At 72.6% G+C, this 24,508-nt stretch carries 20 protein-coding genes; 10 read left to right on the forward strand and 10 right to left on the reverse strand.

The window, feature by feature from the left end; translation table 11 throughout:
• Positions 1 to 7: 7 nt before the first annotated feature.
• From KIS93_RS59665 to KIS93_RS59675, 3 genes are read right to left on the reverse strand one after another with little or no spacing between them, the layout of a single operon-like run.
• Positions 8 to 814 (reverse strand): carbohydrate ABC transporter permease, encoded by an 807-nt coding sequence (locus KIS93_RS59665; protein WP_080039864.1) that lies wholly within the window; start codon positions 812 to 814, stop codon positions 8 to 10.
• Positions 811 to 1,767, reverse strand: coding sequence for a carbohydrate ABC transporter permease (locus KIS93_RS59670; RefSeq protein WP_080039865.1), 957 nt, complete (start codon positions 1,765 to 1,767; stop codon positions 811 to 813). Before KIS93_RS59670 ends, KIS93_RS59665 begins: the two co-directional genes overlap by 4 nt.
• 4 nt (positions 1,768 to 1,771) lie before the next feature.
• Entirely contained in the window at positions 1,772 to 3,043 is a 1,272-nt protein-coding gene (locus tag KIS93_RS59675) for a sugar ABC transporter substrate-binding protein (RefSeq protein WP_080039866.1), read from the reverse strand.
• Positions 3,044 to 3,274: 231 nt separating this feature from the next.
• Here KIS93_RS59675 and KIS93_RS59680 point away from each other — a divergent pair, with 231 nt between their 5' ends.
• Both KIS93_RS59680 and KIS93_RS59685 read left to right on the forward strand, forming a co-directional pair.
• A complete protein-coding gene (locus KIS93_RS59680) occupies positions 3,275 to 4,291 on the forward strand; it encodes a LacI family DNA-binding transcriptional regulator (RefSeq protein WP_080039867.1) in 1,017 nt (338 codons plus the stop codon).
• Positions 4,292 to 4,485: 194 nt separating this feature from the next.
• Entirely contained in the window at positions 4,486 to 8,079 is a 3,594-nt protein-coding gene (locus KIS93_RS59685; protein WP_080039868.1) for a LamG-like jellyroll fold domain-containing protein, read from the forward strand.
• 38 nt (positions 8,080 to 8,117) lie between these two features.
• Here KIS93_RS59685 and KIS93_RS59690 read toward each other — a convergent pair whose 3' ends face one another.
• The 3 genes from KIS93_RS59690 to KIS93_RS59700 form a co-directional block, all read right to left on the reverse strand.
• Entirely contained in the window at positions 8,118 to 9,005 is an 888-nt protein-coding gene (locus KIS93_RS59690; RefSeq protein WP_080039869.1) for an NmrA family NAD(P)-binding protein, read from the reverse strand.
• Between the two features lie 125 nt (positions 9,006 to 9,130).
• Positions 9,131 to 9,988: a helix-turn-helix domain-containing protein gene (locus KIS93_RS59695; protein WP_080039870.1), complete on the reverse strand. Its 858-nt coding sequence runs from the start codon at positions 9,986 to 9,988 to the stop codon at positions 9,131 to 9,133.
• Positions 9,989 to 9,998: 10 nt separating this feature from the next.
• Positions 9,999 to 10,922 carry an MBL fold metallo-hydrolase gene (locus KIS93_RS59700; RefSeq protein WP_186405109.1) on the reverse strand — a complete coding sequence of 308 codons (924 nt, stop codon included), beginning with the start codon at positions 10,920 to 10,922 and terminating at the stop codon, positions 9,999 to 10,001.
• Positions 10,923 to 11,069: 147 nt separating this feature from the next.
• Here KIS93_RS59700 and KIS93_RS59705 point away from each other — a divergent pair, with 147 nt between their 5' ends.
• A complete protein-coding gene (locus KIS93_RS59705; RefSeq protein ID WP_080039872.1) occupies positions 11,070 to 11,705 on the forward strand; it encodes a LysE family translocator in 636 nt (211 codons plus the stop codon).
• 15 nt (positions 11,706 to 11,720) lie between these two features.
• On the opposite strand, the gene KIS93_RS59710 is transcribed toward KIS93_RS59705, so the two are convergent.
• Both KIS93_RS59710 and KIS93_RS59715 read right to left on the reverse strand, forming a co-directional pair.
• Positions 11,721 to 12,398, reverse strand: coding sequence for a response regulator (locus KIS93_RS59710; RefSeq protein ID WP_080039873.1), 678 nt, complete (start codon positions 12,396 to 12,398; stop codon positions 11,721 to 11,723).
• Positions 12,399 to 12,468: 70 nt separating this feature from the next.
• Complete coding sequence (locus KIS93_RS59715; RefSeq protein WP_080039874.1) at positions 12,469 to 13,719, reverse strand: sensor histidine kinase; 1,251 nt, start codon at positions 13,717 to 13,719, stop codon at positions 12,469 to 12,471.
• Between the two features lie 175 nt (positions 13,720 to 13,894).
• Here KIS93_RS59715 and KIS93_RS59720 point away from each other — a divergent pair, with 175 nt between their 5' ends.
• The 4 genes from KIS93_RS59720 to KIS93_RS59730 all read left to right on the forward strand — a co-directional run bounded on the left by KIS93_RS59720 (position 13,895) and on the right by KIS93_RS59730 (position 17,103).
• Positions 13,895 to 14,857, forward strand: a complete 963-nt coding sequence (locus KIS93_RS59720; RefSeq protein WP_186405110.1) for a hypothetical protein — start codon at positions 13,895 to 13,897, stop codon at positions 14,855 to 14,857.
• Complete coding sequence (locus KIS93_RS68175; protein ID WP_281262018.1) at positions 14,820 to 14,951, forward strand: hypothetical protein; 132 nt, start codon at positions 14,820 to 14,822, stop codon at positions 14,949 to 14,951. The genes KIS93_RS59720 and KIS93_RS68175 overlap by 38 nt, the downstream gene beginning before the upstream one ends.
• Positions 14,952 to 15,007: 56 nt before the next feature.
• Complete coding sequence (locus KIS93_RS59725) at positions 15,008 to 15,568, forward strand: dihydrofolate reductase family protein (protein WP_080039876.1); 561 nt, start codon at positions 15,008 to 15,010, stop codon at positions 15,566 to 15,568.
• A 203-nt stretch (positions 15,569 to 15,771) separates the two neighbouring features.
• Positions 15,772 to 17,103 carry a C40 family peptidase gene (locus KIS93_RS59730; RefSeq protein ID WP_080039877.1) on the forward strand — a complete coding sequence of 444 codons (1,332 nt, stop codon included), beginning with the start codon at positions 15,772 to 15,774 and terminating at the stop codon, positions 17,101 to 17,103.
• A gap of 52 nt (positions 17,104 to 17,155) precedes the next feature.
• Here KIS93_RS59730 and KIS93_RS59735 read toward each other — a convergent pair whose 3' ends face one another.
• Positions 17,156 to 19,474 (reverse strand): DUF1349 domain-containing protein, encoded by a 2,319-nt coding sequence (locus KIS93_RS59735; RefSeq protein WP_186405111.1) that lies wholly within the window; start codon positions 19,472 to 19,474, stop codon positions 17,156 to 17,158.
• 662 nt (positions 19,475 to 20,136) lie between these two features.
• Here KIS93_RS59735 and KIS93_RS59740 point away from each other — a divergent pair.
• Complete coding sequence (locus tag KIS93_RS59740; protein ID WP_080039878.1) at positions 20,137 to 20,799, forward strand: response regulator transcription factor; 663 nt, start codon at positions 20,137 to 20,139, stop codon at positions 20,797 to 20,799.
• Positions 20,796 to 22,274 carry a sensor histidine kinase gene (locus KIS93_RS66990; protein ID WP_246005544.1) on the forward strand — a complete coding sequence of 493 codons (1,479 nt, stop codon included), beginning with the start codon at positions 20,796 to 20,798 and terminating at the stop codon, positions 22,272 to 22,274. Before KIS93_RS59740 ends, KIS93_RS66990 begins: the two co-directional genes overlap by 4 nt.
• Positions 22,275 to 22,281: 7 nt before the next feature.
• Here KIS93_RS66990 and KIS93_RS59750 read toward each other — a convergent pair whose 3' ends face one another.
• Positions 22,282 to 23,976, reverse strand: coding sequence for a sensor histidine kinase (locus tag KIS93_RS59750; protein WP_329607742.1), 1,695 nt, complete (start codon positions 23,974 to 23,976; stop codon positions 22,282 to 22,284).
• A gap of 319 nt (positions 23,977 to 24,295) precedes the next feature.
• Between KIS93_RS59750 and KIS93_RS59755 the strand changes: the two genes are divergently transcribed.
• Complete coding sequence (locus KIS93_RS59755; protein WP_080039881.1) at positions 24,296 to 24,502, forward strand: cold-shock protein; 207 nt, start codon at positions 24,296 to 24,298, stop codon at positions 24,500 to 24,502.
• The last annotated feature ends 6 nt before the right edge of the window (positions 24,503 to 24,508 follow it).

Below are 24,508 nucleotides of genomic sequence, written 5' to 3' on the forward strand. Positions count from 1 at the left end.
TCCCTTCTCAATCTTTGACGGCCCCGGCGGTGACGCCGGCGGCGACGTAACGCTGGGCGATCACCAGCAGGACGGTGGCGGGGACGGAGGCGATCACGGCGGTGGCCATGATCGCGTTCCACTCCTGGTTGTTGTTGCCGATGTAGTGGTAGATGCCGAGGGTGATGGGCTGGTGGTCGCCGCCCTGGTCGAGGGTGGAGGCGAAGACGAAGTCCGACCACGCCCACAGGAACGCGAACAGCGACACCGTGATGATCGAGTTGCGGGAGACGGGCAGCACGATCGACAGGAACGTCCTTACGACCCCCGCGCCGTCGGTGCGGGCGGCCTGCAGCAGCTCCTCGGGGATGCCGGACATGAACGTGGCCAGGATGAGCACCGCGAACGGCACGGCGAGGGTGGAGTCGGCGACGATGAGGCCGGGCACGGTGTTGAGCAGGCCGGTGTTGAGGAAGATGGCGTAGAACCCCATCGCCATGATGATCCCGGGGATCATCTGCGCCACGAGCAGCACGAAGCTCAGCGCCCCGCCGCCGCGCGGGCGCAGCTTGGCCAGCGAGTACGCCGCCGGCGCCGCGACCAGCAGGGTCAGCGCCACCGTGCCCAGCCCGACGACGAGGCTCACCCCGAGGTAGGGCAGCTGCTGGTCGAGCACCGCCCGGTAGCCGTCCAGGGTGCCGTCGATCGGGAACCAGTTCGGCGGCGACTTGCGCATGTCGGTGTCGCGGGTGAACGACACGTTGATCATCCAGTAGACCGGGAACAACATCACGGCGGTCAGGACGACGCCCACCACGCTCTTCCAGCGCCTCATGCCAGGGCCTGCCTGCGCTGCACGCGGATGTAGACGAGCCCGAAGGCCAGCGCCATCACGATGAGCAGGTTGCCGACGGCGGCGCCCGGCCCGAAGGACGGCACGAGGTTGCCGAAGCCGAGCCGGTAGGACCAGGTGGCGAACGTGGTGGACGCGCCGCTCGGCCCGCCCTTCGTCATGATCCAGATGATGTCGAACACCTTCAGCGTGTAGACCAGGCCGAGCAGCAGCGTGATCGCCGACACCGGCCGCAGCAGCGGGAACGTGATGCGCCAGAACCGCTGCCGGCCGTTGGCCCCGTCCAGCGCGGCGGCCTCGTACACGACCGCGGGGATCGCCTGCAGGCCGGAGTACAGAACCACGAGGTTGAACGGGACGCCGATCCAGATGTTGGCGATGATCACCGACCACAGCGCCCAGTCCGGCGAGGTCAGCCAGTTCACCGGCCCGAGCCCGAGCCACGACAGCGCCGCGTTGACCACGCCGGAGTCGCTGTTGAGCATCCACGACCAGGTCGAGGCCGACACGATCAGCGGCAGCAGCCACGGCACCAGGAACAGCGCCCGCAGCGTGGCCGACAGCGGGAAGTGCCGGACGAAGAACAACGCCAGCGCCAGCCCGATGCCGAACTGGAAGACCAGCGACACCAGCGTGAAGACCACGGTGTGCCACAGCGCGGGCCCGAAGGTCGCGTCGCCGAACACCTTGGCGTAGTTGCCGAACCCGGCGAAGGGCGCGCCGCCCTGCACGAAGGAGCGCACGGTGTAGGTGCGCAGGCTCAGCTCGACGTTGCGGAACAGCGGGTAGGCGTAGAAGAGCAGCAGGTAGAGGACGACGGGGGCGAGGAACGCCCAGGCCGCCCACTGCCCGGACCGCGCGCCGCTGGATCGGACGCGGCCGGATCGGGCGCGGGCGGCCCGGGCAGGCGCCGCCGTCCGGATGGTGTCGCTCATGCCGTCACTGGGCCGCGGCGGTCTGCGCCGCCGTCATCGCTTCCTGCGGCGATTTCGATCCGCTCAGGACGGCCTGCACCGCGCCCCACATCGGCTCGGAGATCTTCGGGTACTTGGTGCCGAGGTCGTCGCTGGTGCGGCCCTTGGCCGCCTTGACCGCGTCCACCCACACCTTGAGGTCGGGCGTGGCCGCCACCTGCTTGGCCTGCACGGCCTCGGTCGGGGCGACGTAGGACAGGGTCGTGGTGGTGGTGAGCGAGTTGTCGGTGCTGGTCAGGCAGGTCACCAGCTTCTGGGAGGTGGCGTAGCGGCCGGTGTCGGCCTGCACGGGGATGCTGACGAACTCGCCGCCGGTCGGCGCGGGCGCGGTGCCGCCCGTCTTTCCCGGGATGGGGATGATCCCGTACGGGAAGCCGGCCTTCTTGGCGTTGGCCAACTGCCAGGTGCCGTTCTCGGCGAAGGCGTAGTCGCCGGTGGCGAACTCCTGCCAGCTCGTGGTCTGGGTGTTGCCGATGACCGAGTTGGGGGCGTACCCCTTCTTCAGCCAGTCGCTCCACAGCGTCACCGCGGAGACGCCCTCGGGGGAGTCGAGCTTGGTCAGGCTCGCGCCGGAGCCCCAGAACCAGGGTAGGAACTGGAAGCTGCCCTCCTCGGTGCCGATCGCTGAGAACGTGATGCCCTTCTTCCCCTTCGCCTTCACCTTCTCCAGCGCGGCGGTCAGCGACGCCCAGTCCTTGACGGAGGCGATGTCCACCCCGGCGGCCTTCAGGACGTCCTTGTTGTAGTACAGGGCCAGGGTGTTGGCGCCGATCGGGACGCCGTAGGTCTTGCCGCCGCTCTGCCCCGCGGCCAGCAGGTTCGGCGCGATGGCCGACACGTCGAGCTTGTTCTCCTCGGTGGTGGTCAGCACGCCGGCCTCGGCCAGGGTGGAGACCACCGGGTTGTCCACGATGAGCACGTCCGGGGAGTTGCCCTGCTGGGCGGCCAGCAGGGCCTTGTTGGTCAGGTCGCTGGTGTCGTAGCCGGTGCGCTCGACCTTGACGCCGGCGCCGGTGCCGCACTTCTCCAGCAGCTTCACCCACTCCGAGGTCTTGTCGTACTGCGGGTACGGGTCCCAGATCGTGTAGGTGCCGCCGCCCGCGGTCTGCCCGGCGCTCGTGGTGCCCGCGCCGTCGCCGCCGCCGGACGTGGACGAGCAGGCGACCAGCCCGCCCATGGCGGCCACCACCGCCAGGCTCGCGCCGGCCGTACGCCGGCTCCTTGCCGCTGATCTCATTGAGCTGACCTCCGCTGACAGGCGTTACGCGGCCGTTTCGAGGTGATGTCGAATCGATTCGTCGAATCGATTCGCCTGAACATAGGCCCGCTCCCCCGCCCGCGTCAATGCGTGCGCGGGCAAGGATGCGGAGCCGTTGCGTGAGAACGCGCGCAACGCCCCTGGGTGCCGCCGCCAGAACCGGTTCGACATACGATGGTCCGCGACCGGCAGGTTCGGACGAGGAGCACGGTGAACATCGGAGAGATCGCCAAGCGGGCGGGCGTGTCACGCAGCACGGTCTCCTACGCGCTCACCGGCAAGCGCCCGGTGTCGGAGGAGACCAGGCGCCGCATCCAGGCGGTCATCGACGAGCTGGGCTACCGGCCCAACGCCTCGGCCAGGGCGCTGAAGGAGGGCCGCACCCGCACGATCGGCCTGGTCATACCGCCCGCCGGGCAGCGCCTGACCGACATGCAGCTCGGTTTCGTGGCCAGCGTGGTCGACGCCGCCGCCCGCGCCGACCTCGACGTCCTGCTGTCACCCTCGGGCGGCGAGCACGACCGCTCCTTCGAACGCGTGGTCAGCGGCCGGCGCGTGGACGGCGTCATCCTCATGGAGATCCGGCTGGAGGACGACCGGGTCGCCCGGCTGCTCGACAGCGGCGTGCCGTTCGTCGGCATCGGCCACACCCGCCACCCGGAGGAGATGTCCTGGGTGGACGTCGACTACGACACGCTCATCGCCAAGTGCGTGCACCACCTGGCCGACCTCGGCCACCGGCACGTGGCGCTGGTCAACCGCAGCGCCGAGCTGGTCGCCGCCGGCTACGGGCCCGGCCACCGCGCGCAGGCCGGCTTCGACCGCGCCGTGGCCGAGCGCGGCCTGCACGGCGTGCGGGTCTGCTGCGCCGACGACGTCCAGGCCGGGCAGACCTGCCTCCAGCAGCTCCTCGCCGCGCACCCCGAGCTGACCGCCATCGCCACCATCAACGAGGCCGCCGTCGCCGGCCTGTACCGGGGCCTGGCCGAGGCGGGGCTGAGCGTGCCGCGCGACTTCTCCATCGCCGGGGTGGCGGCGCGGCACTGGGCGGAGAGCGTGCACCCGCCGCTCACGGCCGCCGACGTCCCGGCCGACGAGATGGGGGCCCGCGCGGTGGAGCTCCTCATCCAGCGCATCGCCAACCCCGCCACCCCGCACCGCCACCTCCTGCTCGCCCCACCCGTCTCCCTCCGCAGCACCACCGGCCCGGCGCGTCCCCGCGCCTGACCGCCTCCCTCCGCAGCACCACCGGCCCAGCGCGTCCCCGCGCCTGACCGTCCCACTGGGTAGCACGACCGGACGGCGCGCCCGCGCCGACTCGCGGAGGTTTGTGGCTCTTGACCGTCCCCGGGCGGGACGCTTATGGTCCAGGTCGAATCGATTCGACCAAGATTCGTCCCCCTCCCTGAACGGGAACGCGCATGTCTCACCCCCGGTCCCGGCGGGCCCGCGCCCGCCTGCGCCACGTCCTCCTCGCCTCCGCCCTCGCCCTGACCGCCCTGCCAGCGGCCGCCTTACCGGCCGGCGCCACCGCCGCCCCCGACCTCGTCCTGCACTACGACTTCGAGGGCGACCTGTCCGGCGGCACCGTCACCGACCGCTCCCCCTCCGGTCTCGACGGCACCCTGGTCAACCCCGGCTCCGCCGCCACGGCCACGGGCCCGGACGGCGGCCAGGCGCTGTCCCTGCCCGGCGGCCCGGCCGGTTCGGCCACCGCTCCGTACGTGTCCGTCCCCAACGGCCTGTTCCGCGACCGCCACGCCATGACGATCTCGGCCTGGCTCAAGTGGTCGGGCGGCCCCGACTTCCAGTGGGTCTACAACCTCGGCAAGGACGCCGCCACGGCCACCTTCGTCACCCCGTCCTACGCCGGCGACGCCACCACCCGCTCCTCCATCAAGCCGGTCAACGGCACCGCCGAGGTGGGCGTGCCCGGCGCGCAGAAGCTGCCGGCCGGCCGGTGGGTCAACCTCGTCACCACGATCGACGGCGAGACCATCACCTACTACGTCAACGGCGCCGCCGTCGGCAGCGCCGCCGCCCGGCTCGACCTGGCCGCGGTCATGCACGCCGACGGCAACACGACCTCCGGTTTCCTGGGCAAACCGTTCTGGGGCGGCCACCCGTTCCTGGCCGGTGAGCTGGACGACTTCCGCGTGTACGGCGCCGCCATGACCGCGGAGCAGGTCGCGGGCCTGGCCGGTGACCACCTGGCCACGCTCACCGCGGTCGAGCAGACCACGTTCGAGGTCACGACGTACCCGGAGATCGCGCCGGACCTGCCGCAAGCGGCGCAGGCGCAGTTCTCCGACGGCATCCGCCGCCGCGTGCCCATCACTTGGGACGCCGTCGATCCCGGCCGGTACGCCGAGCCCGGCCAGTTCACCGTCAAGGGCACCGCGCGCGGCGTCGCCGTCCAGGCCACGGTCAAGGTGATCGGCAACGACCTGTCCGTCGACCTCGGCGCCGAGACGGGCCCCTTCCACGGCGGCGCGTCCGGCACCCTGTACGGCGTCTACGGCGAGGGCGTCCCGAACCGCAACCTGCTCGAAGGCATCAACCTGCGTACCGTCTCGACCAAGGCGCAGGACGGCCCGCAGCACCCGGGCGCCGACGCGCTGGAGGTGGTCAAGCCGCTGGCCGACGCCACGGACGGCGACGTGTACATCTACATGACCGACATCTACCGCGGTTTCCCCTACCAGTGGCCCGGCAGCACCCCCGAGGCCCGCCTGAACGACTTCAAGGCGAAGATCGCCAAGCAGGTCGACCAGGTCCTCAAGCTCGACCCGAAATATCAGGACAACATCGTCTTCGTGCCGTTCAACGAGCCCGAGGGCAACATGTTCGGCACCGGCGAGTGGAGCTACAACCGGATCAGCTGGCTCAACGACCCCCAGTACTACTTCAAGGCGTGGGACGAGGTCCACGCCCTCATCAAGGGCAAGATGCCGGGCGCCCGCATCGCCGGCCCCAACACCAGCGTCCTGTACGCCCAGGTAGAGGGGTTCCTGCGGCACACGGTCGCGGCCGGCACCGTGCCCGACGTCATGACCTGGCACGAGCTCGGCGACCCCGCCCGCATCCGCACGAACGTGGCGAAGTACCGCACGTGGGAGCGCGCGATCCTCGGCGACCGGCGCCTGCCGATCAACATCAACGAGTACGCGTTCAACTACCACACCTCGGTGCCCGGCCAGATGATCCAGTGGGCGTCGGCCATCGAGGAGTCGAAGGTGGACGCCGACATCGCGTACTGGAACATCGACGGCAACCTGTCCGACTCCGCCGTGCAGGCGACCCGCGGCAACGGCCAGTGGTGGCTGCTCAACGCGTACGGGCAGATGACCGGCGACACGGTCAAGGTCACGCCACCACGCCCCGACGTGAGCTACACCCTCCAGGGCGTCGCCACGCTCGACAAGGCGAAGGCGCAGGCCAGAGTCCTGTTCGGCGGTGCGTCAGGCAAGGCCGGCGTCCGGTTCGACAACGTCGACACCGCCCTGTTCGGCGGCAGCGTGCACGCGCTGGTGCAGGAGATCCCGTGGACCGGGCAACTCGGCGACTCAGCCCAGCCGCAGGTGCTCGCCGAGCTGGACCGGCCGGTACGCGACGGCTCCGTGAGCTTCTCCTTCGGCGACACGCTGCCCCGCCTCAGGGAGGCGTCGGCGTACCAGATCATCCTCACCCCGGGCGGGGGCCCGGCCGCCCCGGCGACCAAGCTGTGGCAGGCCACGTACGAGGCGGAGGACGCCGCCCACACCGGCGCGCCGTACTACCGCAACGGCCCCGAGGGCTCCCCCGCCGACGTCGCCAAGTTCTACACCTCCGGCGGGTACGACGTCGGCGGCCTGCGCACCGGCTCGACCCTGGCGCTCGACTTCAAGGTGTCCGTGCCGCGCGACGGCGTGTACGACCTGTCGGTCTTCGCCAACTCCCTCAACACCTTCGACGCCGTACGCGAGCAGGGCCCCACCAACGTCTTCCTGCGCGTGGACGGCGGCGCCGAGCAGGAGCTGCACCTGCCCCTGGGCTACAAGTGGGTGGTCTGGGACCACGCCGACACGAAGGTCACGCTGACCAAGGGCGAGCACGTGCTCACTCTGGCCGCGCGCAGCCTCGACGGCGTTCGCGCCACCAAGGGCGACGCCATCGTCGACAAGCTCGACCTGTCCCTCGCCAACCCGGCGGCGGCCGAGTCGGTCTACCAGGCCGAGTACGCCACCCTCGGCGGCGCCCGTACCGACTACAGCCGAAGGACGGGGCACATCACGCTCAAGAAGGACCAGAGCGCGACCTTCTGGGTCTACTCCCCCGGCGACGGCGAATCCACCCTCCGCCTCGACACCCTCGGCGGCGGCCGGGCCTGGCTCGACGTCAACGGCCACCGCCTCACCGGCGTCAACGCCTCCGCGACGGTGAAGGCGTTCCTGTCCGGCGGCGTCAACAAGATCACCGTGACGGGGCGGTCCGGCACGCTCCGCCTCGACCGCCTGCGCGTCGCCGACACCGCCGGCACGCTCAACCCCACCTGGTACGAGGCCGAGTCCGCCCGCCTCGCCGGCACCGCTCACATCATGACGCACCCGCTGGCCGGCGGTGGCAAGGCGGTCACCGGCATCGGCGGCGCCCCCGGCAACGCCAACACCCTCACCTTCGACGTCACCGCCCCCAAGCCCGGCACGTACGCCATGACCGTCCGCTACTCCAACCCGGAGCAGTCCCCCGCCTCCCACTACAACCCCGACCCGCTGGCCCGCCACGCCGAGATCACCGTCAACGGCGCCCCGCCCCAGCGGGCCTGGTTCCCGCACACCTTCCACGCGGGCAACTTCTGGGAGCTGACCATCCCGATCCAGCTCAAGAAGGGCGCCAACACCGTCACCTTCGGCTCCCACGAGCTGCCGAACTTCGACGGCGACACCTACATCTCCGACACCTTCCCCGACATCCTGCTCCGCTCCGCGTACGCGCCGAACGTGGACAGGATCGCGGTGACACCGCTGTCCCGCTGACGCACGCCGGGCGGCCCTCACCCGATGTCCTCGGTCGCTCATTGTCGGTCGAGGACGCGGGTGAGGAATTCCTCGAAGGTGGTGGGGGTCGCGGTCTGCGCGGTACGCGGCCGGCGCATGGCGATTCTGCGTTCGGCGACGTCGAGGGTCATGGCGGTGGTGCCGTCCGCCATGTGCGGGGAGAAGCCGGCGGCCAGCAGGCGCTCGCGCATGGTGGCGGCGTCGATCTGCTCGTAGCGGGCCTCCGGCCGGCCGAGGGCCCTGCCGATCGCGGCGGTGATCTCGGTGAGGGTGACGTCCCGGGGGCCCTGCAGTTCGAGGGTACGGGCGCCCGCCTTGCGCCGGCCGGTGAGCAGGTCGGCGGCCACGGCGCCGATGTCGGCCGTGGCGATGGCGGGCAGGGGCAGGTCCGCGGGGATCAACCCGTGGGCGGTGCCGGTGGCGCGTACCTCGTCGATCATCGGCAGGGCGTTCTCCATGAACCAGCCGGGACGCAGGTGGGTCACCTCCGGGCCGGTCAGGGTGTCCAGCGCCTCCTCCAGCGGGCGCAGCCCCCATACCGGGCCGCGGGCCCCGTCATGGTTGGCGGCCCAGCCGCTCAGGCTGACGATCCGGGCGAGGTCGCCGAGCCCGCCGAGCGCCTGCCGGAAGGCGTTGATGACCCGCCGCTGGTATGCGGGGAAGTCGGTGCTGCCGGGAATGATCCCTGGCGCGATCATGACGAACGCGGCGTGGGCGCCGGCGAAGGCGGCACGCAGGCTGCCGGGGTCGTCGGTGCGGGCTTCCGCCGCTTCGGCGCCGTGCTCCACGTACCGCTGGAGGCGGTCGCGGCTGCGGCCCAGCACCCGGACCTGTTCACCGGTGGCGAGCAGCGCGTCGGCGACGGCGGAGCCGGTGTCGCTGGTGGCGGATGAGACGACGATCATGGTGTTCCCTCACAAGAAATGCGTGTGCGATGTACGGCGTCGACGACCGGCCGGGCGCCGACCGCATACGGGTCGGTCGGGCACCGACCGCATACGGGTCGGCCGGGTGGCCGGGCGCCGGTCGGTCAGGCGGCGGTGAGGGCCGCGAGGAGGGCGAGCCGGTCGGCCGACGGCGTGCCGGCCCCGGCGGCGCTGATGATCAGGCGCTGCCCCGGGTCGTCGGGCAGGCGGAGGATCTCCTCGTTCAGCTCCAGCTCTCCCACGACAGGGTGGCGGTAGCGGCGCACGGTGTGCAGGCAGTCACGCACGGCGTGCTCGCGCCACAGGCGCGCGAAGTCGTCGCTGCCGGTCGCCAGCTCGGAGACGAGCTGGTGCAGGGCGAGGTCGTCGGGACGTTCGGCGCTGGCCAGCCGCAGGTAGGACGCGAGGTCCCCGGCCTGCCGCTCCCAGTCGGCGAACAACTCGCGAGAACGCGGGTCGAGGAAGACCCGTCGTGCCTGGTTGGGCGCCCCCGGTGTGCCGATGGCGGCGATCTCGTCGCTCGTCAGGCTCCACAGCGCGTACCCGAGCGGGTTGCCAGCCAGGATGTCGGTACGCCGCCCGACGAGCACGACGGCGCTCAGGCTGCCGGCGATGAGGTCGCGGACGGGAGCGCGGACGTGGTCCTCCTGACCGGTGCCCCGCACCGGCGGAAGAGCCCGCGCCAGCCGGTAGAGGTGCGCGCGCTCGTCCGGGGACAGTCTGAGTGCCCGAGCGAGGGCGTCGAGGACCGAGTCGGAGACCTGGTGGCTCTCGCCCTGCTCCAGGCGGGTGTAGTAGGTCGTGCTGAGCCCGGCCAGCGCCGCGAGCTCCTCACGCCTGAGGCCGGGCACCCGGCGCCGGTCGCCGTAGGAGGGCCGGATGCCGAGCTCCTGCGGCGTCACCGCGGCACGACGTGCCCGCAGGAACTCGCCCAGCTCCTGCGACGACGACCTGCCTGCCATCACCCCTCCATTATCCCTCGTCACGCGCGGGCCTCACCTGGTCGGGCCAGGGCACGGGCCGGTACGGTACGGGCACCCACCGGGCCTCACCGTCGCGGAAGGCGATCCGTCCGATGCCGGGGAAGGGCAGGTGCGCGCCGCCGACCGTCCAACCCCGCGTCCGGATCTCCTCCAGGACGCGCTGCCGCGCGGCGCGGGCGCCGGCCCGGTCACTGTCGATCTCCATCGCGACGTGCGGGGCGCGCAGCTGGACCGTGTGGTTGTGCATGGTGTCACCCCACATCAGCAGCCGCTCCCCTGCACCGTCCAGCAGGTAGCCGCTGTGGCCGGGGGTGTGCCCGTGGAGATCCACCGCGGTCACCCCGGGCACCGGCTGCTCGCCGAAGGCGAACGTCTCCAGGCGACCGCCCGCCCGATAGGGCGCCAGGGCCTCGGCGGCCCACCGGTGGATCTGCCCCCGCACGCCCTCGGCCACGACGTCGTCCAGCCAGTGGCGGGCCTCGAGTGCCGCCACGTGCACGGTCGCCGAGGGGAACGCCGCCTCCCCGTCCGCCGTCACCAAACCGTAGGCGTGATCGGGGTGCAGGTGCGTGATGAGGACGTCATCGACCTGCTCCGGCCCGGCTCCGGCGGCGCGCAGGTTGTCCGGCAGCCGACCGGTGCCCGGGCCGAGGGAGGCGCCGGCGCCGGCGTCGACCAGCACGAGGCGCCCGCCGGACCGGAACAGGAACGCGTTCACGGCCGTCGCCAGGTCGCCCTCCGGCGGCAAGAACCCGTCCGCCAGCAACGCGGCGATCCGCTCCGGCGGCTCGCCGTGCATGTCGGCGGCGAAGATCGGCAGCGCTCCGTCGTAGACGGTGGTCACCGTGACGGCGCCGACGCGGGTGCGCGCGAATCCCGGCGCCTGAGCTGAGGTTGTCGCGGTCGTACTCATGGCCTCAGTATTCGAGGGGCCGGCCGTCGCGTGCCTGCCCATGGCGTGGATAGGCAAGCATCACCTCCGGGCCGTCCGCGTGGACGCGCCGGCGCGATCTGTCACCATGGGGCGGGCAGGGACATGCTCACCGGGGCAGGGGTGCCGATGACGAATGAGCTGATCGCTTTCTCGGTCGCGTCCTTGCTGGTGTCCATGGCGCCGGGCCCCACCACCGTGGTCATCCTGCGGCAGTCGATCCGGTCGGGACGGGCCGCCGGGGTGGCGACGGTCCTGGGCAACGAGACCGGCTGGCTGCTGTGGTGCCTGGCGGCGGCCCTGGGGCTGTCCGCGCTGCTGCTGGCCTCGCAACTGGCGTTCGACATCATGCGGATCGCCGGCGCCGTCGTCCTGGTGGGCATCGGCGCGCGGACGCTGTGGCAGGCGCGCTCCCCGCACGATCCCGCCACCGGCGTCCGCACCGCCGTGCCTGCCGGGACGTCCTTGTGGGGCTGCTACCGCATGGGGCTCCTGACCAATCTGGCGAACCCGAAGGCCGGCGTGTTCGCGCTCTCCTTCCTCCCCCAGTTCGTGCCGGACGGGGCGCCGGCGCTGCCGACGCTGCTGCTGCTCGCGCTGGGTTCGGCTGTCATCGACCTGGTCTGGTACCTGGGCATCGTCCGGCTGGTCTGCGCCGCCCGGAGGCTCTTCGCGCGGCCGGCCGTACGGCGGTGGCTCGAATACGTCTCGGGCACCGTCCTGATCGGGCTGGCCATGCGGCTGGCTCTGACGAGCAGGACGTGAGACGGGCGGGACGGGTCAGAGCCCGGCATCGTGCACGATGAGGGCCAGCTGCACCCGGTTGTCCAGGCCCGCCTTCGTCAGGATGCGGGAGATGTAGCCCTTCACGGTGCCGACGCTCATGTGCAGGTCACCGGCGATCACCGCGTTCGGCTTGCCCTGCGCGACCGCCAGCGCCACCTCGCGCTCCCGCTCGCTCAGCCGGTCCAGCACCTGCCGGGCGTCGGTACGCCGCCGGGTCTCCTGCTCGGGCATCAGATGCGCGATCAGCTTGCGGGTGATGCTCGGCGACAGGATCGGCTCGCCCGCCACGACCTTGCGCACCGCGTCCACGATGCCCTCCGGCGGGGTGTCCTTGAGCAGGAAGCCGCTCGCGCCCGACCGCAACGCCTCGAACACCAGCTCGTCGGCGTCGAACGTGGTCAGCACCACCACCTCCGGCGCCCCAGGACGGGCCCGCAGGCGCCGGGTCGCCTCGATGCCGCCGACGCCGCCCATCCGCAGGTCCATGAGGACCACGTCGGGCTCGTGCTCGGCCACGGCGCCCTCCACCTCGGCGCCGTCGGCGACCGCCCCGACGATGTGCAGGTCGGGGGCGCCTTTGAGCATCAGGGTCAGGCCGGCGCGGACGAGGGCGTCGTCGTCCACGATCAGGACCCGGATCGGCGCGCTCTCGTCGGCTCTCACCCCGGCCATGCTAACGAGCCCGGCGCCCCGCCGCCGCCGAAGCCGTGCCCCTACCGCCACGAGGCTCGCTCCCCCGCCCTCATCGAGGCCACGGCAGCCGGGCCACCAGCCGGAATCCGCCGTCGGCCGTCTCCCCCCTCTCCAGCCGGCCGCCCGCCAGCGACGCCCGCTCCGCCAGCCCGATCAGCCCCGCCCCTGCCCCGGTCCCGGCGAGGGTTTCCGCCGCGTTCCCGTCGAGAGCCCCCGCGTCGGATTCCGCCTCCGTCCCGGCGGAAGCGGGCGGTCCGCTTTGTGGTGGGTTGCGCACCTCGACGACCAGCTCGGTCCCTTTCGTGCCGGACACGAGCACGGTGACGGGCCGGCCGGGCGCGTGCTTGCGCGCGTTCGTGAGCCCTTCCTGCACGGTACGGTACGCGGCGCGGCCCACCACGTCCGGCACCTCGGACAGGCGTACCCCGTGATCGTGCAGCTCGACCCGCATCCCGGCCCGCCGCGACTCCTCCACGAGCGCCCCGAGATCCAGCCCGGCCGAGGGCGCCTCAAGACCGGCGACCGGTGCGGGCGTCGGCGGGAGGGCCGGGTCGCGGAGGACCGAGACGACCGCGCGCAGCTCCTCCAGCGCCTGGCGGGCGCTCGTCCCGATCACCCGGGCCGCCTCCGTGACCTCGCCCGGCGTCGCGCTCGCGTTGAACTCCAGCGCCCCCGCGTGCACGGCGAGCAGCGACAGCCGGTGGGCGAGCACGTCGTGCATCTCCCTGGCGATGCCGAGCCGTTCGGCGCGGCGGGCCTGCTTGGCGCGCGCCCGCTGCTCGGCCTCCGCCCGGCGGGCCCGCTCGGCCAGCGACAGCAGCAATTCCCTGCGGGTACGGGCCAGCATCCCCCACGCGGTCACCGCCACCCCGAACAACACCGCGACCAGCGCCCACACGGCGTAGGGGGCGAGCCCGGGCGGCCGTAACGCGAACCTGACCAGCGACGCCGCCACCCCCACCGCCCCCACGGCGATCGCCACGCGCGGCGGCCGGTACAGGGCCGCGATCAGCGCGGCGACGCCCGCCGCCACGGACGCGGACGCGGCGGGCACCGACAGCGCGATCACCGCCAGCCCCGCCGGCACCGGCCACCTGCGGCACAGCCACAGCCCCGCGCAGGCGAGCGCGCCGCCCACGACGTCGGCGACCAGGTGCCAGCCGGGGCCGCCCGCCGGATCCCCCCAGATCACCGCGACCGCGGCGGCGCACGCGGGCACGAGCCCGCCCAGGCCCGCGACCCAGCCGCTCCGCGACCGCAGCCGGCCGATCCGCGCCTCATCCGCGCCGGTCTGGAACACAACCGCCGATCGTAGCCCGCCCTGCGTCCCCCACGTCAGCAACCGAAGTCACGACGAGCCACGACCAAAGTCGTCAGGAAGGTGTCCGGACGGCCGGCGCGGCAGCGACGCGGGCTGCCACGCTCCGGCCCTTCGCCCGCAGCGGCCGGCACCCGCCGCCCGGCACGCTGGGCCCATGAACGCACCCGACCCGCCGAAGGGCGGCCGCCGTGCCGCGCTGCTGCTTGCGGTGATCACCCCGGTCATCGCCGAGCTCACCCTGGGCAACCCGCCGCTCAGCCGGATCTGGCTGATGCTCCTGTGGATCCCGATCTACGGCGCCGGCACGGTGCTGATCCGGGAGCTGGTCCGGCGGCGCCGCGGGGGCTGGCCGTCGATCCTGCTGCTCGGGCTGGCGTACGGCATCGTCGAGGAGGGGCTGGCGCTGCAGGCGCTCAGCAGCCCCACCATGTACGGGGTGGCCGGGTGGGCGCCGAGGATCCTCGGGCTGAACAGCGCCTACGCCGAGCTCAACCTGCCCTACCATGCCGTTTTCAGCGTGGCGCTGCCGATCCTGCTCACCGATCTGGCGTTCCCGTCTTTGCGGGAGCGGCCCTACCTGAAGCGGACGGGGGTCGTGGTGGCCGCCGTGGTGTTCGTGCTGGGCGGGGTGCTGCTGCGGCTGACCGTGGCGGCCTCCATCGACCCCGGCTACCAGGCACCGGCCGTGGTGCCGGCCGCGTACGTGGCCGCCGTGGCGCTGCTGGCGGTGGTGGCCCTGGGCGTCCTGCCGTCCCGTCCCGCACCCCGGACGGGCTCCCACCCCGCGCCCGAGCCCGCGTCCCGGCCGAAACCGTCCGGGGCGGCTCCCGTGCCGTGGGTGGCGGGGGTGCTCGGGCGGGCGTGGGGTTCGGGTACCTGGCGCTGCTGTTCCCGTTCGGCGGGCCGTTCGGCCCGCCTTCACGCACGGTGGCTGGGTGGCGGTGCCGATGCTGGTCGCGGCGGCGGTCGCGGTGACGGCCGGGTGGCTGGTACGGCGGTGGGCGGCGAGCGGCGGGTGGACGGACCGGCACAGCCTCTTCCTGACCGGCGGGGCGCTGGCGGGGCACACCGCGTTCGGAGTGGTGGCCAACGCCGCCACGCTCGCCGACAAGCTTGAGCTGTCGGCTCTCGGGGTCGTCATGATCGCGCTGCTGGCGCTGCTCGGCCGCCGTACGGAGAAAACGGCGCGAAAAATCTCCCGGCGGATGTAGAGAACGCCGCCCCGGCCCCGACCTACCCGTGAAGGCAACGAGAACAGGAGCAGGACATGCGCAAGATCATCTTCTGGGTGCACACCTCCGTCGACGGCCACATCGACGGCCCGAACGGCGAGTTCGACTGGCCCGTGATGGGCGAGGAGCTGTCGGCGTACTCCGAGACGCTGAGCGAGCGCTGCGACACCTTCCTGTACGGGCGCGGCGTGTGGGAGGGCATGGTGGCGTTCTGGCCGAACGCCGAGTCGGTGTCGGACCACCCGCACGTCCTGAAGTTCGCGCCGCGCTGGCGCGACACGCCGAAGATCGTCTTCTCGACGACGCTGAAGGACGACGACTGGGCCGCCCGGATCATCGGCGACGACCTCGCCGACCAGGTCACCGAGCTCAAGCAACAGGACGGCAAGGACCTGCTGCTCACCGGCGGCTCCGGCCTGGCCGCCGCGCTCACCGAGCACGGCCTGATCGACGAGTACCACGTCGCGGTGCACCCGGTCGTGCTGGGCGGTGGCCGCCCGCTGTTCGCCCAGGACGCGCGGCGGCTGGGGCTGCGGCTGGTCGAGTCGCGCACCTGCGACGGCCAGGTCGTGGTCATGCGGTACGAGCGCGCCTGATGACTTTGTGCACCGTTCCTTCGTCCGCGGCCTCCTCCGCCACGAACAGTCCACATTCGATGCCGGCGATCCGCCGGACGGGGGACGTCATGCCCGCACGCCCGTCCGAGATCGCCCGCGCCAGCACGGACTGGGAGGAACCGCATGACCGAGCACCACCACGATCGGGCACCCCGCCGCTCCCGGCCCGGGGACGGCCGCCCGTGATCCTCGACACCGGAACCACCGCGAAGGCCCTCGCCACGGGAGGCGGGCTGATCACGGGCGCGGCACTGATCATCGCGATGAGCGGCGGCACGTCCCCCGCCGCCGCCTCGACCGACCCTGGACAGATGGGCGCCACCAACTGCGAGCCCGCCTCCCCAATGGGCCAGGACGGGAGCCCGCCCGGAACGCTGGGGGCCGGCGGCGACGGGAACGACCTCGGCCTGCCCGGGGCATCCGCCCGGCGGACCGGCAAGGACGGGAGCGGCCCCGCCCAGCGGACCGGCCAGGGCGGGAGTGACCTTGGCGTGCTCGGGTTGTCCGCTCGGCAGGCCGCCAACGCCGGAATCATCGTCGATGTCGCCGCCCAGCTTCAGCTGCCCCGGCGGGCCGCCGAGATCGCGGTCGCGACGGCGCTGCGGGAGAGCCGGCTCGACAACAACGCCGTCTCCGCCGAGGGCAGGTCCTTCGGCCTGTTCCAGCAGACGCCCGCGGCCGGCTGGGGCACCCGCGAGCAGGTCACCACCCCCGGCCACGCCGCCCGTTCCTTCTACAAACGGCTCGTCGGCGTACGCAACTGGGCGACCCTGCCGCTGACCCAGGCCGCCGCCACCGTACAACGGCCGCGCGCCGACCTGCGCGGCGCGTACGCCAAGCATGAGAAGCTCGCCAGGAAACTCGTCGCGTCCTTATGGCCGGAGCGGGGGTTGGCGGCGGGTAAGCAGGACACGCGCCCCCTTTCTGAAGGCATGCGCCCCGGCACCATGCCCGAACAGGGCGCGGGCCTCCCCCAACGGGACGCGGGCCGGCCGGAGCGACGTACCGGCCTGCCCGGGCGAGAGGCGGGCACTTCCGAGCGAGGCGCGGGCCTGTCGGGCGATGCGCTTGAGCCGGGATGTGGCGAGATCGGTGCCGCCTCGCTCGCGGTGAGCGCCGCCCTGGCGCAGCGCGGCATCCCGTACTCCTACGGCGGCGGCGGGCCCGCCGGCCCCGGCTACGGCATCGGCCGCGGAGCGCGGACCAAGGGGTTCGACTGCAGCGGGCTCACCGAGTACGCCTGGAGCAAGGCCGGGGTCAGGATCGGTGGCACCACGTACGAGCAGGTCGGCAAGGGCCTTAAGATCCCCCGCTCCCAGGTCCGCGCCGGCGACCTGGTCTTCTACGAGACCGACGCCTCCCGCCCCGGCCCCGACCACGTCGGCCTGGCCGTCAGCAGCACCGAGATGGTGAACGCACCCCGCACCGGCACCGTCGTCCGCCTCGACACCATCGACCGGCCGAGCTACGTGACGGCGGTACGTCCCTCCGCGATGGAACCCGGCCGCCGATAGACCACCCCCTCGGTGCCCCCTGGCCCGATGGCTTGCACCTGGTGGCATGCGGTTACCGCATCGCCTTCCTCCGATGCACGATCACCGCCGCCCCTAGGACGAGGACCGCATACGCGCAGGTCACGGCCAGGCCCGCCCACGGCGGGAGCGGATAATAACCCCCGAGCGGCGACAGGACCACATCCACGTGCTCGAACGTCGGAACGCTCTGGGTGATCGCGAACCCGGCGGCAGGGGTGACCGCCAGCAGCCACGGCGCCAGGCCCGCGACGGCCAGCAGGTACGGCAGGACGACCAGCGCGACGGCCGGCACGGCGGCGACAACCGCCCGGCCGACCAGCGCAGCCAGCCCCAGCGCCAGCACGGCGACCGCCGCGGTCAGGGCTCCGAACCCGGCGATCACCCGCAGCTCGGTGGCCAGGGTGATCGGCTGGATCGGGTTCTGGTGCGCACGCAACAGCGCCAGCCCGGCGGGAACGACGACCCCGGCGGTCACCAACCCCGCCACGAACCCCACCACCCCGACCACCACAGCCTTCGCCACCAGCAACCGCACTGGGAGCTGCCCGACCGGGGGACGACTCATCGGCGCGGGCTCTCCCGACGTCCGCGCCACAAGGCCCTCGGCCGGCAACCACTCGCTGGACAGAGGCACGTCCGGCGAGCGCTCGGACGACGGGAGCTCCGACGACGGGAGCTCCGACGACGAGCGCTCGCCGGGCAAGGGCACGGCCGACGGGCGCTCAGACGGCAGATGCTCACCCGGCGGACCGTCGGACCGCTGACGCTCCGACGACAACCGCTCGCCAGGCAAACCCACGCTCGGCGAGTGCTCGGACGACGGACACCCGCCCGGCAGCCGCACGGACGGCGGACGCACGGACGGCGGACGCACGGATGGCAGACGCTCACCCAGCGGACCGTCGGACCGCTTGGGCTCCGACGACAACCGCTCGCCAGGCAAACCCCCGCTCGGCGAATGCTCGGACGACGGACACTGGCCCGGCAGCCGCACGGATGGCGGGCGCACGGATGGCGGGCGCTCGGACGGCGGGCGCTCACCCAGCGAGCCCTCCGACGGCAGGCGCTCCGACGACAGCCGCTCATCGAGCGAACGCGCCGCTGGCAGGCCCTCGGATGGCAGACGCTCACCCAGCGAGCCCTCCGACGGATGACGCTCGCCCAGCAGGCGCTCGCCCAGCGGGTGCTCCGACGGCAACTCGGCCGGCAGCCGCATGGTCGACAAGCGCTCGCCCGACTGGTGCTCGGCCGACTGGTGCTTGGCCGGCGGCCGCTGGCCCGGCTGGTGCTTGGCCGGCGGCCGCTGGCCCGGCTGATACTTGGCCGGCGGGCGTTCGCCTGGCAGGTGGCTCGCCGGTCGGCCGGTGCGGGTGCGGGGGTGTGGCGGGGTGCCGTACATGGACGCTGTCACGAGCACCAGCGTGAGCCCGACAGCTCCGCCGAGCAGGGTGAGGTCGGCGCGTAGGCCGCCCTGCATCGTGGCGGGGCCGATGTCGCCTCCGCCGGTCACGACTACCTTGCCGTCAGGTCCCGCGACGGCCGCGCCGGGGTGGTGCGGGGTCTTGCCGTCGGGGCCCAGGGTGACGCCGACGTCGTCGTGCTGCCACGTCCCGTTCGTGCCCTGGAGTCGTATCTGGTCGAACGTCGCGGTGGCCTGGGCGAAGGCTTGGGCCGAGCCCCACAGGACGCCTGGCGAGGTGGCGAACAGTCCGATCTCGACCGTTTCCGGCAGCCCGGCCAGCTCGACCGTGCCGACGCGGCTCCACGTCTGGCCGTTGCCGGACTCGTAGCCGGTGAGGGTGTCGGCCGTTCTGGTGAGGCGCAGCCACCGTGTTCCCCGGGCGGGGCTGCCGGCTGTGTCGTGGGTGAAGTTGTGTTGCATGCGTACGCCGTGATTGCCGGTGATCATGACGGCCGCGTACGGGCTGCCCTGTTTGAGTGTCGGTCTGATCAGGAGGCCGGCCTTGCCCCACGGCACCACTCCTTTCTTGACGTTGCGGACGCCGGGCACGACGTCCGGCATGCGCATTTGTCCGGTGAGGTCCGACACCCGGGCGGTGATCGTGCCGTCGCCCTTGAGGGGCTGGTGGACGAAGTAGTACTTGTCGTTCACCGCTGTGCCGTCGGGGCCGGTCAGGGGTGCGGGGCAGGGGCCGTCGCCGCGCCACGTCACGCACGTGCTGCGGGCTCCCCCGGCTACCAGCAGCCCGAGCGACACGGTGACCAGCACGGACGCCACCATGGTGAGCACCAGGCGGCGTGCGGAGCGGAAGTCGGCCCACGCGGCGCGCAGCAGGCGGGGGAAGCTGTCCGGCCGCCGGCTGGATCGGTAAGACGATTCTGGGGTCATGCCGGACGGTTGTACGCAGCTCCGGGTCGCGTCCCGGTCGCAAGAGGCGCGACCCCATTGCGACCGACCCTGCCCCCGGGGCTTGGCCGCGACCGCACCACGAGCTCGCTTCGCCCCGCCGCGCCCCTCCGCGACTCTTCCATGCCCCGCCGCGCCCCCTTCGCGACTCTTCCATGCCCCCGCCGCACCTCCTCCACGACTCTGCCGTGACCCCGCCGCACCTCCTCCACGACTCTGCCGTGACCCCGCTGCGCTCTGCCGCGACTCTGCGGCGCCCCTTGCTGCGCTCCTGCCGGATCTCTGCCGCGCTCCTGCTGCCCTTCCACTGCGACCCCGCTGCGACCCTGCTGCGACCGAGGCTCTGGCATCGTGAAGGGCATGCCTTCCCGCCCCGTCGGCCGACCCGAACCCTGCCCGGCCGGCCGACCCGAACGCGATCCCGCCAACCGATCCGCACGCTGCATAGCCGGTCGACCCGAACGCTGCCCCGCCAACCGATCCGGAGGCTGCATGGCTGGTCGACTTGAGCGCTGCCCCGCCCGACATGGCGCCCGCCGACCAGCGCGTCGATGCGAGCGCCGGCCCGCCCGGCGTGGCGCCAACCGATCAGAGCGCCGATTCGGGCGCCGGTCCGGCCGTGCGACCACCCTCGGTGGGACGCGGTGAGGGTGCTGGTGGTCGAGGACTTCGAGGTTCTTGCCCGTTCCGTCGCCACCGGGTTGCGTCGTGAGGGCATGGCCGTGGATGTCGTGCTGGACGGCACCGCCGCCTTCGAACGCCTCGCCGTCACCCGCTACGATGTGGTGGTCCTCGACCGGGACCTGCCCGGAGTGCACGGGGACGAGATCTGCCGCCGGCTCGCCCACGGCCGGTGCGAGACGCGGGTGCTGATGCTCACCGCGTCCGGCACGATCGAGGATCGCGTCGGCGGGCTCAGTCTCGGCGCGGACGACTACCTGTCGAAGCCGTTCGCGTTCGCCGAGCTGGTCGCGCGGGTGCGGGCGCTGGGCCGTCGCGCCGGCCCGCCGGTGCCGCCCACCCTGGCGTGGGGGGACATCACGCTCGATCCGGCCCGCCGGGTGGTGTTCCGGGCGGGGCGGCGGCTGGAGCTGAGCCCGCGGGAGTTCGCGGTGCTGGAGTGCCTGCTCGCCGTGCCCGGCCTGGTCGTCTCCGCCGAGGAGCTGCTGGAACGCGTCTGGGACGAGGCCGCCGACCCGTTCAGCAGTGCCGTGAAGCACACCGTGCACCGGTTGCGGGCCAAGCTCGGCGATCCGCCCGTGATCGAGACGGTCCGGGAGGGCGGCTACCGGGTCGGGCCGGCATGACGTCCAGGCGGCGGGCCGGGAGGTCGTTGCAGAAGCGGCTGGCGCTGGCGTACGCGGCGGGCATCTACGCCGCCGGGGTGCTGGTGGTCGTGTTCGTCGACGTCCCGCTCGTCGGTATCGACGCGGCCGTTCCCAAGGACGGGTCCGCGCCGACCTCCGTCACCACGTCCGGGATCAGCCTGCCGCAGCTCCTGGTGGGCTCCGCCGTCGCCCTGGTCGTCCTGATCCCGGTGGCCCTGGCGCTCGGTTGGTACGTCGCCGGCCGCTTCCTGCGGCCCCTGCGCGCCATCACCGCCACCGCCAGGAGCATCTCCGCCGGGGACCTGCACCGGCGGCTGGGCCTCGGCGGCCCTGCGGACGAGCTGACCGAGCTCGGTCACACTCTCGACGACCTGTTCGCCCGCCTCGAGGCCGCCTTCGACGCTCAGCGCCATTTCGTCGCCAACGCCTCCCATGAGCTGCGGACTCCTCTCGCGGGGCTGCGTACTCTGCTCGAGGTCGCCCTCGCCGACCCCGACGCGGATGCGGATGACCTGCGGGCGGTCTGCCAGGAGGCGCTGGCTCTGGGCGAGCACCAGGAACGGCTGGTGCGGGCGCTGCTCGCCCTGGCCACCAGCGAGCGCGGCATCGGGCGCCTGGAGACCCTTGACCTCGCCCGGGTCACGCGGCAGGTGCTCGCCTCTCGTCGGGACGAGGCGGCGCGGACGGGCGTGGAGCTGACGGGGCAGCTGGCGCCCGCGATGACGGCCGGGGATCCGGGGCTGGTGGAGAGCCTGATCGCCAACCTGATCGACAACGCCATCCGCCACAACCGCGCGGGCGGCCACGTGAAGGTCATCACGCACCCATCCGGGGAGGGGACGGTCCGCGCCAAGACGGTCGAGGCTGGGGCGCCCGAGGCTGAGGCGGTCACGGCTACGGCGGTCAGGGCTGGGATGGTCGGTGCTGAGGCGGTTGGTGCCACAGCGGCCTGTGCTGCGGCGAGCGACACTGGGACATCCGCCGCCAGGGCAGTCGGAGCTGGGGCGGTCGAGGCTGGGGCGGTCGAGGCTGGGGCGGTCGAGGCTGGGGCGGTCGAGGCGGTCGAGGCTGGGGCGGTCGAGGCTGGGGCGGTCGAGGCTGGGACGGTCGAGGCTGGGACGGTCGAGGCTGGGGCGGTCGAGGCTGGGACGGTCGAGGCTGGGACGGTCGACACCAGGGTGGTCGAGGTTGCGGGGCCCCACATTGGGGCGGTCGTCACCATCGTCAACAGCGGGCCGGTCGTCCCTCCGGGCCAGGTCCGGCGCCTGTTTCAGCCCTTCCAGCGCCTGGCCCCCGAGCGGCACGGCCGCCGCGACGGTTACGGTCTCGGGCTGGCGATCGTCGATGCCGTCGCCCGGGCTCATCGCGCCACGATCACGGCCGCCCCCCGCCCCGAAGGCGGGTTGACTGTCACGGTGGAGTTCGGGCGGGGCCTGCCTCCCGCCGAGCCGTGAGACGGTCTCAGAGGGGGACCTGCCAGCGCAGCCGCGTCCCGCCGCCCGCCGGCGACTCCAGGTCGGTGGTGCCGCCGAGCCGCGCGGCCCGTTCCTCGATGTTGCGCAGGCCGCTGCGGCGGCCGCCCTTGCCCAGCCCGACGCCGTTGTCGGTGACCAGCAGGGTGAGCTGCCGGCCGCCGGCCTCGACGGACACGTCGGCGCGGGTGGCGTGGGAGTGCCGTACGACGTTGGACAGGGCCTCGCGCAGGACGGCGACGAGCTGTTCCCCGATGGGCTCGGACACGAGGGTCTCGATCTGGCCCTCCATCCGCAGGCCGGGCATGAACCCGAGATGGCTGCCGGCTCCTTCGAGCAGGCCCACGATCTGCCCGCGCAGGCTCGGGGTGGCGTCGTCGTGGGAGCCTTGCAGGGCGAAGATGGACGAGCGGATCTGCCGGATCGTCTCGTCGAGCTCGTCGATGGCGTGCTGGAGCCGTTTGGCCGCCTCGGGCCGCTCCACCAGCCGGACGGTGCTCATGAGCGTCATGGCGGTGGCGAACAGCCGCTGGATGACGACGTCGTGCAGGTCTCTGGCGATGCGGTCGCGGTCTTCGAGCAGGCCGAGCCGTTCGGCGTCGCGGCGGGCCTCGGCGAGCTCCAGCGCGATCGCGGCCTGGCCGGCGAAGGCGCGCAGCATCTGCTGGGCCGCCCCGCTGAACGGTAGCCGCCCGCTCCGCTTGGCCATGACGAGCACGCCGCGGATGGCGGGTGCGGCGCCGAGCGGCACCACCAGGACCGGCCCGTAGCCGAGCCGGCTGAGAGGGGAGCCGGGGTAGGGGGCGCTCTGCAGGTCGGGGCTGGACAGCGGCTCGCCCTGGGTGAAGGCGTCGCCGACGAGCGTGCCGGTGATCTCGACGGTGTCGCCGAGCACCTCGTCCGCGCCCTCGCCCTCGGCGACCCGGACCACGAGCGACTGCTTCGTCTCATCCGGCAGCAGCACCTCGACCAGGTCCGCGTCGCTCATGTGGCGGGCGTGGCCGGCCACCACGGCCAGCACCTCGCGCGGGTCCGCGCCGGACAGCAGGCTCGTGGTCACCTCCGCCGACGCCTGCAGCCAGGTCTCCCTGCTGCGTGACTCCTCGTACAGGCGGGCGTTCTCGACGGCGACGCCGGCGGCGGTGGCCAGGGCGATGACGACGGCCTCGTCCTCCTCGTCGAACTCGCCGCCGCCGCGCTTCTCCGTCAGGTACAGGTTGCCGAACACCTCGTCGCGCACCCGGATCGGCACCCCGAGGAACGTGCCCATCGGCGGGTGGCCGGGCGGGAACCCGTAGGACTCGGGGTGGTCGGAGATGCGGCTCAGCCGCAGCGGCCGGGCGTCCTTGATGAGCAGGCCGAGCAGGCCGAGCCCGTGCGGCCAGTGCTCGATGCGGGCGATCTCCTCCTCGGTGAGGCCGACGGGGATGAACTGCAGGAGCGTGTTCTCCTGCCCGACCACGCCGAGCGCGCCGTAGCTGGCGTCGACCAGCGTGGTCGCGGTCTCGACGATGCGCCGCAGCACCGTCTCCAGGTCGAGGTCGCTGCCGACCGAGACCACGGCCTCCAGCAGCGCGTGCACGCGATCTCTGGTGGCCAGCACCGCCGTCAGCCTGGTCTGCAGCTCCGCCAGCAGCTCATCGAGCCGCATCTGCGGCATCAGCGGGCTCTGCTCACCATCCACGCGGCCAGTCTCGCATCACGGTACGGTGCTGCCTAGACGCCCTCCCCCCAACGGGAACACCGGGATCCGGGTGGCGATCCGCTCTCACCCCATCGGATGCGTGCGGCGTGTCGCGGCGGGGTGCGCGAGAGTGATCGAGAGGGTGTGTTAGCCTGGAGGCGTTGCAGTTATGGTACCCATAAAGACTTTATGCGCGCCTGACGGATTCTTCATCAGGCGCGTTTTTGTTTGCCGGTTTCTCCGGGTGGGCTCATTGCGGCGACACGAGATTCACGCGGTGTGAATCTCTCGTTTCCGGCACTGTCTGAAGGAGATCGACATGGCCACCGGCACTGTGAAGTGGTTCAACTCGGAAAAGGGCTTCGGCTTCATCGCGCAGGACGGCGGCGGCGCCGACGTCTTCGCCCACTACTCCAACATCGTCGCCAACGGCGGCTACCGTGAGCTGACCGAGGGTCAGAAGGTCAGCTTCGACGTCGTCCAGGGCCAGAAGGGCCCGCAGGCCGAGAACATCGTCTCCGCCTGAGGCTGA

The organism is [Actinomadura] parvosata subsp. kistnae, assembly GCF_900323885.1.
GTDB lineage: Bacteria > Actinomycetota > Actinomycetes > Streptosporangiales > Streptosporangiaceae > Nonomuraea > Nonomuraea composti.